Source organism: Pseudomonas simiae (genome assembly GCF_900111895.1).
GTDB lineage: Bacteria > Pseudomonadota > Gammaproteobacteria > Pseudomonadales > Pseudomonadaceae > Aquipseudomonas > Aquipseudomonas simiae.
Genome location: NZ_FOKB01000004.1, coordinates 683482 through 698236, shown reverse-complemented (window position 1 = coordinate 698236; position 14755 = coordinate 683482). Strand labels below are relative to the sequence as shown.

General features: G+C 60.0%; 13 protein-coding genes and 1 pseudogene. 5 read left to right on the top strand and 9 right to left on the bottom strand.

Annotated features, from left to right (window positions below; all coding sequences use genetic code 11):
- Positions 1-10: 10 nt before the first annotated feature.
- Positions 11-1162, bottom strand: a complete 1152-nt coding sequence (locus tag BMZ57_RS16605) for an MFS transporter (RefSeq protein WP_021492053.1) — start codon at positions 1160-1162, stop codon at positions 11-13.
- A 474-nt stretch (positions 1163-1636) separates the two neighbouring features.
- Between BMZ57_RS16605 and BMZ57_RS16600 the strand changes: the two genes are divergently transcribed.
- The 5 genes from BMZ57_RS16600 (at position 1637) to BMZ57_RS16580 (ending at position 8705) form a co-directional block, all read left to right on the top strand.
- Entirely contained in the window at positions 1637-2611 is a 975-nt protein-coding gene (locus tag BMZ57_RS16600) for a diaminopimelate epimerase (RefSeq protein ID WP_038453077.1), read from the top strand.
- A 305-nt stretch (positions 2612-2916) separates the two neighbouring features.
- Positions 2917-4935, top strand: a complete 2019-nt coding sequence (tssI, locus tag BMZ57_RS16595) for a type VI secretion system tip protein TssI/VgrG (protein ID WP_021492051.1) — start codon at positions 2917-2919, stop codon at positions 4933-4935.
- On the top strand, positions 4935-5771 hold the full coding sequence (locus BMZ57_RS16590) for a DUF4123 domain-containing protein (protein WP_044286951.1): 837 nt from the start codon (positions 4935-4937) through the stop codon (positions 5769-5771). The genes tssI and BMZ57_RS16590 overlap by 1 nt, the downstream gene beginning before the upstream one ends.
- Positions 5764-6540, top strand: coding sequence for a hypothetical protein (locus BMZ57_RS16585; RefSeq protein ID WP_044286952.1), 777 nt, complete (start codon positions 5764-5766; stop codon positions 6538-6540). The genes BMZ57_RS16590 and BMZ57_RS16585 overlap by 8 nt, the downstream gene beginning before the upstream one ends.
- Before the next feature lie 14 nt (positions 6541-6554).
- Positions 6555-8705 carry a lipase family protein gene (locus tag BMZ57_RS16580; protein ID WP_069672723.1) on the top strand — a complete coding sequence of 717 codons (2151 nt, stop codon included), beginning with the start codon at positions 6555-6557 and terminating at the stop codon, positions 8703-8705.
- Positions 8706-8713: 8 nt separating this feature from the next.
- Here BMZ57_RS16580 and codA read toward each other — a convergent pair whose 3' ends face one another.
- From codA to queD, 8 genes and pseudogenes are all read right to left on the bottom strand, one after another.
- Positions 8714-9949, bottom strand: coding sequence for a cytosine deaminase (gene codA, locus BMZ57_RS16575; protein ID WP_010211502.1), 1236 nt, complete (start codon positions 9947-9949; stop codon positions 8714-8716).
- Positions 9950-9976: 27 nt separating this feature from the next.
- Positions 9977-11182 (bottom strand): PucR family transcriptional regulator, encoded by a 1206-nt coding sequence (locus BMZ57_RS16570; RefSeq protein ID WP_042570997.1) that lies wholly within the window; start codon positions 11180-11182, stop codon positions 9977-9979.
- Positions 11179-12447, bottom strand: coding sequence for a cytosine permease (gene codB, locus BMZ57_RS16565; RefSeq protein ID WP_047542825.1), 1269 nt, complete (start codon positions 12445-12447; stop codon positions 11179-11181). The genes BMZ57_RS16570 and codB overlap by 4 nt, the downstream gene beginning before the upstream one ends.
- A 191-nt stretch (positions 12448-12638) precedes the next feature.
- The gene (locus tag BMZ57_RS16560; RefSeq protein ID WP_010211495.1) at positions 12639-13262 is read right to left on the bottom strand and encodes an NUDIX hydrolase; all 624 of its coding nucleotides are present in this window, start codon (positions 13260-13262) and stop codon (positions 12639-12641) included.
- 3 nt (positions 13263-13265) lie between these two features.
- Positions 13266-13439, bottom strand: a pseudogene (locus BMZ57_RS16555) (N-acetyltransferase); the annotation flags it as partial.
- A 25-nt stretch (positions 13440-13464) separates the two neighbouring features.
- On the bottom strand, positions 13465-13662 hold the full coding sequence (locus BMZ57_RS16550; protein WP_010211493.1) for a helix-turn-helix transcriptional regulator: 198 nt from the start codon (positions 13660-13662) through the stop codon (positions 13465-13467).
- Entirely contained in the window at positions 13659-14033 is a 375-nt protein-coding gene (locus BMZ57_RS16545) for a hypothetical protein (RefSeq protein ID WP_021492045.1), read from the bottom strand. The genes BMZ57_RS16550 and BMZ57_RS16545 overlap by 4 nt, the downstream gene beginning before the upstream one ends.
- Before the next feature lie 127 nt (positions 14034-14160).
- Entirely contained in the window at positions 14161-14517 is a 357-nt protein-coding gene (queD, locus tag BMZ57_RS16540) for a 6-carboxytetrahydropterin synthase QueD (RefSeq protein ID WP_003190259.1), read from the bottom strand.
- Positions 14518-14755: the final 238 nt, after the last annotated feature.

Genomic DNA, 14755 nt, shown 5'->3' with positions numbered 1-14755 from the left:
CGCCCTGTGTTCAGACGCGCAGGATTTTTCCACTGACCGCCACCGCCGCAAGCAACCCTCCAATTAACAGAAAGGCAGTGGCCAGGCTGCTGCCATGGGCGATGAACCCGATCACGGCAGGCCCTGCCAAAATCCCCGCATAGCCCAAGGTGGTAATGGCCGGCACGGCAATGTGCTCTGGCATGACGTTCTGTTTGCCCACAGCGGTATAGAGTACCGGGACGATATTGGAGCACCCGGCGCCTACAAGCGCATAACCCAACAACGCCACTTCCCAGGCCGGGGACAATGTGGCGAGGAATGTACCGGCCGCAGCCAGTGCGCCACCGGCCACGATCACCCGGGTAGCCCCCAGCCGGCGCACGATGGCATCACCGGTCAAGCGCCCGGCCGTCATGGTCAAGGCAAAGGCTGCGTAACCCAGGCCAGCATAGGCTTCGTCCAGGCCGCGCTCGGCACTGAGGAACACCGCACTCCAGTCGAGCACCGCACCTTCGGCCAGGAACACGACAAAGCACAGGCAACCGATGAACAGCACCACGCCGTGGGGCACGGCAAACGCCGGACCGGAACTCTCACTGCCGTAAGGCAGCAAATGCGGTGCAGCCTTGAGCAGCGCCGCCAGCGTGATCACAATCACCACCAGCGTCGCCTGCAATGGCGACAGTCCCAGCCCCAGCAGCCCCGAAACGCCCGCTGCACCGACAATCCCGCCCAGGCTGAACAGCCCGTGAAAGCCCGACATCATGGTCTTGCCGCTGGCTCGCTCGACGATCACCGCCTGCAGGTTGACCGTAGAATCCACGGTGCCGAGGCCAGCGCCAAACAGGAACAACCCCGCCATCAATAGCGGAATCGAACTGACCGTCGCCAGCGTTGGCAACGCCAGGCAGATCATGATCGTTCCGGCACTCAGCACGCGTCGGCAGCCAAAGCGCGACGCCAACGCACCGGCGGCGGGCATGGCGATGATCGAACCGACGCCCAGGCACAACAGCAGCAGGCCCAGGGTGCCTTCGCTCAAATCGGCACGGGCCTTGGCATAGGGCACCAGCGGCGCCCAGGCTGCGATGCCGAAGCCAGCAATGAAGAAAGCGATACGGGTCGACATTTGCTCTAACCGCCCGGGAACCACGGGCGCTGAGGTGGGAATGGCAGTCATGAAAAATCCTTGGTTTTGCGTTCTACGAACGATGTCCGGCGTGACATCCTTGCACATCAGGTCGTGGTGCGCGAGCCGGGTTCCCTGGGGGAAGCCGTGGTCGTGAATTTTATTTTTACAAACCCGGAACGTCAGGAGGGTTCGTCGCCACACAAACGGTATCGAGTGTGTACGAGGCGGTCTGGAAGGTGCGTAATCCCTGTGGGGGCTTTTGAACCCCTGGGCCCTCGCGGCGGATTACCACCTTCCAGGCCGCCTCCGAAACCCTATCAGGCAGGCGTTTGCCTATCGACGCTGACTTCAACCTCCTCGGCGCACACTGTCGCAAAAGACCATGGCGACGGCGCGCGGACTTCGGCCTGATGAAAACGTCCGTTCAGGGGATTGAACGTGTAGTGCTTGCAGGATGGTGTGCAGCGTCGAGATCCCACACAATCTGCCCCTTCTTCAGCGCATGCACAGGTGGACGACCCCATGACCCTGTTCTACGACGCCCGCGGCAATATGTATGGCGTGGTCAGCCCGGCCTCGTTGAGAGACGCGGGCATTGCTGTACCCGAGAGCGCTGAGCTGGCTGCGCGTACGCGCAGCAACTGGACGTCGGCGGCCATCGCCTCCGAATGTAGTTGGGGCTCGCTGCCGCGTCCAGCCAGTGCCAAGTCTCATCGCTGCGATGGCTTGCTGGTCGGGCCGTTCCAGGCCGAGCCGCCCTTTGACTTGATGATTGTCAACACCGACGGTTCCTTGGCCGAGCGCAGTGGCAATGGCCTGACGATTTTTGCCCAGGCACTCACTGACCAGGGCCTGCTAAGCGGGGCCTGTGAGTTGAGGGTGCACCACGACAAATCGGACGCGGTATCACCCGTGTCGACATGGGTTGAACCGGCAATCCGTGAACAGGTTGCGGGGTTCTGGCTTGAGTTGGGGGTACCTGGTTTCGGGCCTGAGGTGGTGGGGGCGCAGATGGAGGTGGATGAAACTGAACTGAGTCATGTGAGCGAGTTGGCGGCGATCAACCCTCAGTGGGCGGCCAGCCAATTTGTGCGGGTGGGCAACCCCCATTGCGTGACACTGGTCGAGCAGGTGTCGGCATTGCCGGACAACACTCAGATGCAGCAACCCGCACTGTACGAGCCCTTGAAGACCATTGCGTTTGCTCCCCCGGCGGGTGGTGGTCGGCCCTGTCCGGCAGGGGTCAACTTGCAATGGGCGGCGCGCCAGCCCGGCAATCGAATCATCGCGCGCGTGTTCGAACGGGGGGAGGGGCCCACCGCGTCTTCCGGAACCAGCGCCAGTGCGGTGGCTTGTGCCGCTTGGCGGGCGGGCTGGGTGGAGAGTGGTGAGGTTGCAGTGGTGATGCCGGGTGGCATTGCGCCAGTTCGCTTGCACACCCAGGCCGAAACGTTGCTGAGCGTCAGTCTGTTCGGCACTGCGCAGTTGCAAGAATGAAGTTGTTTAACGGCTGACACTGTTAACCGGTGTCAGCCATTTCTATGTCAGTTAGTCATGCCGATGTAAGTCGGTGTAGGGCATTTCTTGTTATTAAGAAATGGCACGCTGGCTCGTTTTATTATTGTGTAAAAGACACTTCCAGCTTAGTTGTACGAAACTTCTTTTTTATTTGAAAACGGTCGATTCCTCCCCGAAATGACTAAGCTTTGAGACGTTCCAGCGCCTTTTCTCGATAACTAATTCTCTGTGTAGCGAGAGGGCCTGTCTCCGGGTGTTCATTTATTAACGGCGGGTAACAACGGATGGTTAACGCGTTTGTTTCGTCACGTTTCAATCTGGTTCTTCCACATGTAGATATCGACTTGCAAGTCCTGGCATTCAAAGGCAGTGAAGTCCTCGATCAACCGTTTTTCATTCACATACAGGTGGTCAGCGAAAACCCTTCCCTTGATCTGGAAGCGCTGCTCCACCAACCCGCCTACCTGGCTTTCGGCGAAGCGGACGACGGTTTGCATGGGCAGGTCTACGCCATTGGCCGGGATGACCCAGGTCGGCGCACCACGCGCTATCACCTGACCCTGGCGCCCCGCCTGGCTTACCTTGCGCACCGACGCGACCAGAGGATTTTCCAGCAGCGCAGCGTGCCCCAGATCATCGCCGAGGTCCTTGAGCAGCATGGCATCCTGGCGGATGCTTACGCCTTCGAACTTGGCCCCGTGGTTTATCCGCCGCGTACGTTCTGTGTTCAGTACGCTGAGAGTGATCTTCACTTCATCCAGCGGCTATGTGAAGAGGAGGGCATTCACTATCATTTCCGTCACAGCGTGGACGCCCACCTGCTGGTATTTGGCGATGACCAAACGGTGTTCCCGCGTTTGCCCGTGCAATGCTATAGCGCTCCTGGCGGGCCGCACGCCGATACGCCGGTTATCCAGCGTTTCGACGTGCGCCTGGGCATCCGCAGCCAGAAGACGGTGCGTCGTGATTACGACTTCGAACATCCTTCCGTGCACCTGCACGACAGCGCGGGGGCCGCGTCGACACTCCCACTTGAGGACTATCAGTATCCCGCAGGATTCACCGCTCATACCCGTGGCAAGCAGTTGGCACGGCGGAGTCTGGAGCTTCACCAGCGCGACCGGTATCGGGCATTGGGCAAGAGTGATCAGCCAGTGCTGCGCAGTGGGCACTTCCTTGAGATACGCGATCATCCCGACCCCTCCTGCAACGACCTGTGGCTGATCACGTCGGTGCGTCATGAGGGTTATCAACCCCAGGTGCTGGAGGAAGCGACGCCGGCAACCGACGTATTCCAGGGCTATCGCAATCGTTTTACCGCAACACCCTGGCAGGCCGTGCATCGACCCTCTCTCAGGCATACCAAGCCGACCATCAATGGCAGCCAGACCGCAACCGTGACCGGGCCCGCCGGTGAGGACGTGCATTGCGATGTGTATGGCCGAGTGAAGGTGCGCTTTCACTGGGACCGCCTGGACGAGGCGGATGATAAAAGCAGTTGTTGGTTGCGGGTGGCGTCCGGATGGGCCGGTGACGGGTTCGGTGCAACGATGATCCCGCGTGTGGGCATGGAAGTGCTGGTGACCTTCCTGGACGGGGATCCCGACCGCCCCCTGATCAACGGCTGCCTGCCGAATGCATTGCATCGGCCGACCTATCCCTTGCCACTGCACAAGACTCGCAGCGTTTTGCGCAGCAGCAGTTCCCTTGGCGGCGAAGGCTCCAACGAGCTGTACCTGGAAGATCGTCGGGGCGAGGAACTTGTCTACCTGCGTGCGCAGCGGGACCTGGAGCAACGGATCGGCCATGACAGTCGGCTGGAGGTCGCAGGGGAACGGCAAGAAGTCATCCACGGGATCAGCACGACTCACTTGAAAAGCGAAGAGCATCGTCAGGTCACCGGCGACCGCAAAGTGCTGCTCAAGGCGAGCGACTACCTTGATGTGCATGGCGATAGCCGGACCCACGTGGCACAGACGTTGGTCATTGAGGCAGGGCAGCAGCTCCACCTTAAATCGGGTGCCAGCCTGGTGATTGATGCCGGGGCAGAACTGAGCCTCAAGGCGGGTGGAGAGCATCTGGTCATCCAGGCGGGTGGCATTTTCAGCAGTCGTCCCATCGCGCTGGGCGGTTCGGCGTCTGTTACCCAATTGGCGGGCGCTTTCAGGGTGGCCGGTATGCCTGAGGTCTCCAAGGTACAAGGCACGATCATGAACTTGGCCAGGCAACTGGGAGCGGACTATTGCCCGGTGTGTGAGCATTGTCGCGAAGGCCTGTGTGATCTGCCAGGGAGGGCGGCCTGATGCAGAACTCGCCAAGTCAATGGATAAACCAACAGCAGCAGGCAGGGCGAAGCCTGTGTCTGATCCTCGATGGGCAGAATGCCGCGTGTCAGCCACTGCTGGCGGTGCGCAGTTTGTCAGACTATCGCAGCCTCTATGCCGAGACTGCGCTGGCGGATCTCATGAGGGAGGGCCCCGTGATCCTGCTGTTGAAACAGATGAGCGAGCCTGCATTACGAGACCTCTTGCTACAGCCTGAGAATAACTGGGGCTGGCTGGGCAGTTTGTCGTGCAAGGACCTGACTGGCGTGACTCGGCACTGGCGCGACCGTTTGCTGACGGGACCGGAGGGCGAGCAATCGCTGTACCGCTTTCACGACAACCGTACCCTGGCACGTGCGCTGGACTATCTGGGTGCGGACCACTGGCCGGTCTTTCTTGGCCCCTTGATCAGCGTGTGCTACTGGCACGAAGACCGCTGGCGCACGGCTGACAACCCGGCTGTCGGCGAGTATCCGCTGCCTGACCCGGTTCCTTGGCTGAACACGCCCAACCCGAACGCCGAAGCCATCCTGCACGCCAATATTCTGCGTTACCTGTTGGCTGTACACAGCGAAGAACTGGTCGCTTTGGTGGAATTCCAGGACCCGAGAATCTGGCTGGGCCAAGTCTTGGAGCTGGCGCGTGTCTGGCAATGGAGAGGGCCGGAACAATTGGAGTTTCTGGTGGTGCGACGGTTGGAGGAGGCCACACGCAACAGTCTCATTCGGTGGCAACCGCTGGTTGGGGAAGCGCCAGGTGATCATTTTGAACGGGTGGTGGAGCAGTGGCGATCAATGGAGGGAAAGGATGAATAGGCGAAGGCTTGGTGCGTGGGTTGTGGTGGGAATGCTGACGCTGACAGGCTGTGCGGGCAAGCCGGTTGACCACTTTACGCTGGAGGTGGATCTGCCGGCGGAGTTCCGCTTCATCGGGGGAGCCAACTACGGGCCTGCGACTGGGGAAACCTGCACGCTGCCAAGGCGTCGGGGCAAGAGGCCGGAGCGGAAGATTTTTATTGCACGTTACAAGCCTGTGGCCGAACGCGTGAGTGTTGAACTGCCGTTGAGTGAGGTGATTGAAGGTTGCCCTACGGTTTTGCGAAGTGTCGATTTTGATATGTATGCGAAGTGGGGTAAGCGAGATACGGATGTGGGAGGCGATCGTGCAGGCATCGCCATTCGAGATCGCTGGAATGATCAACCTGGCATGCCCGAGTCAGGTGTGCAGGAACTGATTGGGCAATGTCAGTGGCGCTTCAGGACGGTGGGGCCGTTTCATGCGATCAGGAAACTTCTGCAATGTCGTTCGAATAATGCAATAGGGCCGTTGCAGGAGTCCCTGGCCGGTGGTGCTGCTCAACGTGATCAGTTAGCGGGGAAAACGCTCAGGCTGGTGCTGACGGTCACGGACAAGGAAGAACCGGCTGTTGGTGATAACTGGGTGGTCGTTCCGGGTGGCTGGAAGCGTTGTAAAGGTAAAAGCTTTGAAGACCTTTATGCGTTTTGTAACGGCAACACCTCCGACTTTAAACCGATAAAAATGCCGGATGGTCGCGTTTGTGATGTTTATCCATCGTGTCAATAACAAGGAGCAAGGTCATGAAGCAGGATGCATGGAAGCAATCTTTTTTCAGTGATAGCAAGCCAGCCTGTTCACTGCGCGGGCATTGGGTGAGCTTTTGCCTGGTCGACGAACTGGGCGTGGGAGCGGCGTATGGGGGACTGCCATACACCGTCCACGATAGTGCAGGGCAGGAGTACAAAGGCAGGCTGAATGGAGAAGGGTTTGCCAAGCTAGACAATATTTTCTGTGGGCCTGTGGTACTTGTTCTCGACGATCTGTATTCAGGAACAGAGCCCCCCTATCTACAACTGATGTTGCGCCCCACCTACAAACTTCCTATCACCGAGCTTCAAGTTCGGGCTGAACAGACTCGGTTTGCCGCCTCTGATGGCCAGCGCCTCGACAGTAATCCTGCTCAGCACAAGGCCAACCGGTTCTATCAAGTGGAAGTGCGTGATTTGGTCCGCCATGTCGCCCATTTGCCACCGGTTGCGCAGCGGAGTCATCAACCCCTGCGACACGCGTTGAACATGATGGGTGAGCTGGGATTTGGACCACCTCAATCGAACTTGGTAGGAGTCGTGTTGTTTCCCAACAACCACACCGCTCTGGAAGTTCGACCACTCAGGGCCTTTCGCCCGATGCTTTCAACCGACGACGGTTTCTGCGCCTTGAACCTTTATCAGTTGGCATTGATGGCCACCTTGAGTTATTGCAACTTCGGCCAAGTGCCACCTGAAAAGCCCCACGACCACGTTCGCTTTCCCCTTGATCCCAGCATCGGGCATCTATTTGCCGAAGAGCTTTCGGGTTCCCATGAGGCTTGGCGATTTGATGCAGAACAAGTCGACCGTTTTTACCCCCTTTACGAAGAGGTCCCTTACTCCCAGCGTTTTGAGATTTTGCCCTTCGATCCAGAGCTATACCCACAAAACCAACCGGAGCTGCAGGAAAAGCAGGAACATCCAGCGAATGTGCACTTTTTCGATGATGAAGCGCTTGGTACGGATACTCAGGCGTTTATTACCCATCACGATGAAGTAATCCTGATCGCGGTGCGTGGTACCGCCAGTGGTGCGGACGGGATGCGAGATGCAAACGCTCATCAGGTCCCTTACACGGAAGGAGTCGGCAAGGCCCACCAAGGTTTTTATCAGGCTTACCGGGCAGTGCGCGATTTCGTATTGCACTACCTCGACCAATTCCATACCGGCCAACGAATTATCATCTGCGGCCACAGCCTGGGCGGCGCAATCGCTTTACTCCTCGCAGAAGGTCTGCGCAGGGCTCCGGAGTGCAACTACAACATCCTCCTCTACACCTACGGCGCCCCCCGCGCCGCCGACTCTGAATTCACCCAAGGTGCTTCAACCCTGGTCCACCACCGTATCGTCAACCACAACGATCCCGTCCCCAGCGTCCCGGCCCCTTGGATGAACACCACCGCCAAACTCTGGATCCCAGGCGCCGTCACACTGTTCAGCGCCCCTGCACCGGGCGGCCTGCTGTTCGCCGCCGGGTTGGTGCGTTTTGGCGCAAACCCTTACCAACACCACGGCGAACAGCACCATTTCATGCCGATCATGCTGCCGGATGGCACACAGTCTTCGGTGTTGTGGAAACCCGGTTGTGAATCCATCCAAGAGGCCGGTTGCAACCGAACCTTGCAACTGCGTGGCGACATGCCCGAGCGGGATAACCTGCTGAGACAGCTGTTCCAGGCCAACCAGCACTTCATGACTGCCAGCTACATTCCGGCGGCGTGGGCAACGCTACGTCGCTGGCAGCAAACCCAGGAAAGCAACGGCCCACTGGTCACGCCAAGCGAGTTCGAGCTGCTCGACCTGGCCCTGGAGACCATGCGCCAACAACTGCGCAACAAGCGCCGGGAACTGGCCCGCCTAAGGTCTGCCAACGACCGAGGCTATGAACACAACGAAGCCCTGAATAGCGAGATCGACCGCTTGCACACCAGCCGTGAGCGCCTTGCGACTCTGCGCTGGCGCCGCCTGGAAGCCCGTGATGTCTACGGCAGTCAAGCCCATAGCGCCAACGTGCAACCCAGCCTCAAGCGCTGGTTCAGCCACCGTGAAAACCGTGAGCCGTCGCAAGTCGCCAGCATCCCCCCCGCGCAGCTTCACGCATGGGGGAGGGCGCAAACGCTGGATATCGACTCAATTGTCTGAACCCGGTTTTACACAAACTCAACCTGCGCCGGCTGACGCCGCATCAGCACTTTGCCGTTGCGGATCGAGTACAGCGGCAAGCCCTGACTGCGGATGACCTCATAGTCGCTGTCCGCCGAAAGGATCAACAGGTTGGCGGGGCGTCCGGGTTCCAGACCGTAGCGGTCACCCAGGGCCATGGCCTTGGCACTGTTGTCGGTCACCAGGTCGAGGGCGCTTTGCAGGTTGCGGTAGCCGAGCATGTGGCAGATATGCAAACCGGCCTCCAGCACCCGCAGGATGTTGCCGTTGCCCAAGGGGTACCAAGGGTCGACGATGGAATCCTGGCCGAAACACACGTTCATGCCGGCCTCCAGCAGTTCATTGACCCGGGTGACGCCACGGCGTTTCGGGAAGCTGTCGAAGCGTCCTTGCAGGTGGATACTTTCGGTGGGGCAAGAGACGAAGCTGATCCCCGAATGCCCCAGCAGGCGGAAGAGTTTGGCGCAGTAGGCATTGTCGTAGGAGCCCATGGCCGTGGTGTGGCTGGCGGTGACGCGGGCACCCATATCGCGGCTGCGGGCTTCTTCGGCCAGCACTTCGAGAAAACGTGAATGGGGGTCGTCGGTTTCGTCGCAGTGCACGTCCACCAGGCAGCCGGTACGTTCGGCCAGGTCCATCAGGAACTTCACCGAACTCACGCCCTGGTCGCGGGTGTATTCAAAGTGAGGGATACCGCCGATTACGTCGGCCCCCAGGCGGATGGCTTCTTCCATCAGTTCGCGGCCGTTGCGGTACGACTCGATGCCTTCCTGGGGGAAGGCGACGATTTGCAGGTCGATCAGGTGCTTGCTCTCTTCGCGCACTTGCAGCATCGCCTTGAGCGCGGTGAGGTCCGGATCGGTGACGTCGACGTGGGTGCGCACGTGTTGGATACCGTGGGCGGCGAGGGCCTGGATCGTCTTCTTGGCGCGGGTCTTGGTGTCTTCCTGGGTGATGGTGGCTTTGCGCTCGCCCCAGCACTCGATGCCTTCGAACAGGGTGCCGCTCATGTTCCAGCGGGGCTCGCCGGCCGTCAGGGTGGCGTCCAGGTGGATATGCGGTTCAACGAAGGGTGGAATCACCAGGTTGCCGGCGGCGTCCAGGTCACCAGATGCCAGTACGGGCGCTGTCGTTTGTGGCGTGATGCTGGCGATCCGGCCATGTTCCAGGTGCAGATCATGCAGGCCTTCACGGTTGCGCAGGCGGGCGTTGATGATGTGCATGGGCAAGTTCCTCTTGGCTAAAAACAATCAGGCAGACAGTCGCCAGATCATCAGCGCTATACCGATGTCCAGGCGATCATAAGCGTTATCCAGCGTCAGCCCGCACAGGGCTTCGATGCGCTGGACACGGTGCGTTAATGTATTGCGGTGCACGGCCAGCCGCTGGGCGGCGGCCACAAGGTTACCATTCTCATGGAACCAGGCTTCCAGGGTGGGCATCAGGTTGGGGCCATGGTGCAAGTCGTGGCGCAGCAATGGGCCGAGGCGTTCATTCAGGAATTGATCGAGGAGGGCGCGATCACGCACGCCGCTGAGCAGCTTGAGCACGCCCAATTCGTCGTACACGCACAGCCCGGCACGCTCACTGAAGCGCCGCGCAGCCGCCAGTGCCTGGCGGGCTTCATCCTGCGCCTGGGCCAGGTGTGCCGGTGGGTGCGCTGCGGCGCTGAGGCCGATAAACAGTTTGAGCGGCGCCAAGCGTAGATTCAGCGGATTAAGCCAATGGGCTAGCTGTTGGCGGTTGGTCAACGCCGCCACGGCATCCGGCGCGGGCAGCAGGACTGTCCATTGGCCGGCTCGTCCCTGCACCGGCAAACCGGCCGAGAATTGCCGCAGTCGACGGCTGATAACGTCGTGTTGTCGCGCCAGTTGCGCTTCCACCGAAGCCGCATCACCCTGGGCAAACAGCAACTCGTTGCCTTCCAACTGCAGTTGCACCACTTGCCAATACCCGGCCAATGGCATGCCCAATTGCGTGGCCCGGTGCAGCAACAGTTCCAGGGATTGGTAGTCGCCGGTCAGCAAGCGCTCAAGCACATCATGCCGCGAGCGCCCCAGTTGTTCGGACTGGATCAGCGCCGAACCAATGGCCTGGGTTACCAGCACCATTTTCAGCGAGTAGGGCTGTTCGATCAACGGCATGCCGGCGGCTTCGGCGGCATCGAGTAAACGCTGGGGAATCGCCTGGATATACGCAGGCCCGGTCAGCACTACCAAGCCAGCCACTTGACGCTCGCAGGCTTCCTCAAGCAATTGCAACAGGTTGGTTTCGTCGCGCGGGTGATTGATCCCGGTGACGAACACGAGCTCGCCACCGAGCACCCATTCCGCAATCCCGCTGTTTTCCGCCACATAGGGCCAGCGCACACCGTTATCCAACCCGGTCTCGCCAGCGCGCAGGCGCATGGATTCCAGGCCCGGCAGCGCCAATACATCGGCAATGGTCAAGCTCATGCCTGGGCATCAGCCAGAGGCGCACGCACGCGTAGGACGGCGGTGAGCACGATGTAGGTCAGCGACGCTGCAACGATACCCACCAACGGCGCGACCCAGGGCGAATTGAACGCCAGCACGGTGCCAACGCCATAGGCCGCCAGCCCCGGCCAGTTGAATGCCGGCAGGCGCGCATCCGCCAGGCGCGGGTAGCGGCCGCGATAGCGATAGAAGAAGTCCGCCATGATCACCCCACCAATCGGTGGGATCACCGTGCCCAGCAGAATCAGGTAAGGCACCAGCATGTCGTACATGCCGAGCAACGCCAGCAGGGTGCCGATCACGGCGCCGGCCAGGGTGACTGTCTTGCGGCGTTTGGTGCGCAACAGGTTGCAGCCGGCCACAGCGAAGTTGTAGATCGTGTTGTCCTGGGTGCTCCAGATATTGAGCAGCAACATGGCCATCGCCGCCATGGCAAAGCCTTGCAGCAGCAACACTTCAACCACGTCCGGTTGCTGATAGACGATGGCACCGTAGGCGCCAATCAGCACCATCAATCCATTGCCGATGAAGAAGCCGATCAGGCTCGCCAGTACCGCCACTTTGGCCGAGCGCGAAAAACGCGTCCAGTTGGTGGCCTGGGTCGCGCCGCTGACAAAGGTGCCGAACACCAGGGTGATCGCGGTGGACAGGTCCAGCTCACCGCTCGGCACCACCGCCAGCAGCCCATCCAGCCCGCCGACTTTGACCGTGGCGACCCACATCGACAGAAACAGCAGGATGCCCATGGCCGGCACCGCGATGTAGGACAGGATTTCCAGCCCGCGATAACCAGCGTAGGCCGTGGCGCAGAACACCAGGCCGAACAGCACCATCAACGCCAGTACGCTGCCCTGGCCCAGCTCGAAATATTTGCCCAGCACCACGGCGGCAGTGGCGGTGCCCCAGGCGTACCAGCCGATCTGGGTGAAGCCGAGGATCAAGTCGCTGAGCTTGCTGCCCATTTCGCCGAAGCAGAAGCGTCCCATCAGCACCGAATTCAGCCCACTCTTGAAGGCGATGTAACCCAGGCCTGCGGCGTAGATACCCAGCAGCAGGTTACCCAGGGCGACGACGCCGAGCATGTCGGTAAAGCTGAACGCCACTCCCAGCTTGCCGCCGGCAAACATGGTCGCGGTAAAAAAGGTAAAACCCAGCAGCACCATGGCAGTAGACGCCAGGCCCTTGCGCGCATGCATCGGGACTTCGCTGAGGGGGTAATCGTTGCCCGGTTCTTGCTGCGTCATGTGCCTTGCTCCTGAATGAGTGACGCAGGCCTATTGCACCGCGCGTGCCACATCGGGCAGCAGTGACACACGCACGGTAGGGTTTGTGCACTGTGCACAGTATTTATAGCCAAAACGGGAAGGAGCGCGGGAAAGAGTGTTCGGCGTGCCCAATCGGGCACGAAAGCGGTGCAGCCGTGATACAAATTGGATCAGTCGAACAGCGTCTGGGTGATCTCGCCACGGTGGAAGGCAAATGCAGCCTCCAGATCACTTTCGATGGTGCGCCCGCGAGACAGTGGCGGCAGGTCATTTAGCCGGAAAAAGCCCACTTCGGTGGTCTCGAACCCTGCCATCGGAGCCGACTGATCTACCGGTTCACAGAGGAAGTACAGCTTATAGAAGTCGCGCACATCCGGCCGATACAAGCCCTTGGCCTTGTGCGTCACGCTGTATAGGGCGCGCGCCGTCACCGTCAGCCCGGCTTCCTCGCGAATCTCCTTGACGATATTTTCCGCCGCCGACAAACCGATATCCGCATAACCTCCCGGCAACGCCCAGCAGCCATCGGTCAACTCCCGTACCAACAGAATTCGATCGTCTTGGATGACCGCCCCGCGCACGTCGATCATCGGCGTCGAGTAGCGTTGGGCAAAATCCGTGACCAGCCCGGTGATGCGCTCCAAGGGCACATTGCCCAGCTGCGCGAGCATGCTGTGGGCAATCTCGGCAATTTCTTCCAGGCGCTCGCGCTCGAAATCATCGGTACAAAAGTGCAGCCCTGTGGACGCCAACGCCTGCAAGCGTTTGGCCTGGGCCAGCCAGGTGTTTTCCATGGGTTACTCCCGGAGTTTCTTGGTCATGTACACCCGCCGCAGGCCATGTTTTTCGGCCCGGTGGGTCTCGATACAGCCACGACGGGTGTACAGCGTGATGTTCTCGTGCATGGCTGCGTTGGTGTATAGACGAATGGCCGCGAAGCCGGCATCCAGCGCCTGGTGTTCGGCAAAATTGCAGCGGGCTCCTCTGGACAGTCGATCAGTCTGCCGGCGCTTCGAAGATGTCTTCGATAGGTCGTTCGAACACCTTGGCGATCTTGAACGCCAAGGGCAAGCTCGGATCGTAGCGGCCGGTCTCGATGGCGTTGACGGTTTGGCGTGACACACCCAGGCGTTCGGCGAGGTCGGCCTGGGACCAACCCAGTCCCGAGCGCAACTGGCGCATCAGGTTGTTCATTGGTAGCGCCTTGTGCCGATGATCGTGGCGACGCACCAGACGCCGCCCATGATCGGCCACACCATAAAGGCCGACAACCGTGGGAAGCCAGCGGTTTCCAGGAAGCCGTAACTGAAGGTCGTCAGGGCCGTGCACACAAAGGCCACGGCCAGTGCGTCCAACTGGATCTTGCGGCCCATTTCATCCATGGCGTTGAGCCGGCGGATGATCGCAATTGCCATCGCGATCATCGGAATGACCGGCAGCAAAGCCAGGGCAACTCGGGCGGCGCCGTTGGGCATGGACGACATGTAGGCGCTGGAAACCACCACGCACAGCATATACGCCAGCATTGTCACCGCGAATTCCACCAAGAAGCGTTTGACCGACATAGTCATCTCCGTAAGTAAAGGGTGCTTTACATTAAGTGTAGGCCATTGGGGTGTCAAGGTCGCTTTACATGGATAAATGCCAGGCGCAAAAAAACCACCCGAAGGTGGTTTTTATGGACGCAGTCGATTACTCGCCGCGATAGATGCAGCCGCTGGTGCAGGTCTCGTGGATGCGAATCGCACTGAGCTCAGGCAGCAGAGGTTTCAACTCATTCCAGATCCACTTGGCGAGCACTTCGCTGGTCGGGTTTTCCAGGCCAGGGATGTCGTTGAGGTAGTTGTGGTCGAGGCGTTCATAAAGCGGCTTGAAAATCGCCTTGATCTCCGAGAAGTCGCGAATCCAGCCGGTATGGGGATCCAGGTCGCCGCTCAGGTGGATCGCCACCTTGAACGAATGCCCATGCAGGCGCCCGCATTTATGGCCTTCCGGTACGTGGGGCAGGCGGTGTGCGGATTCGAATGTAAATTCCTTGAAGATTTCCACAGTGTTTTCAGCTCGGTCGGTGTCTGGCAGGCGGCGAGTTTAACAGCTTGATCCGTCGCTGCGCATACCGTCCCTCTGTAGGGCGCGGCTTGCGGGCGAAATGTAGAGTGCAGGTGGCGAGGGAGCTTGCTACCGATGGAGGCCTGACAGCCGGTCGCGATCTACCTGTTATCCCGCGATCCAAAATGTGGGAGCGGGCTTGCCTGCGAAGGCGGCCTGACAGACGACCACAATCTAA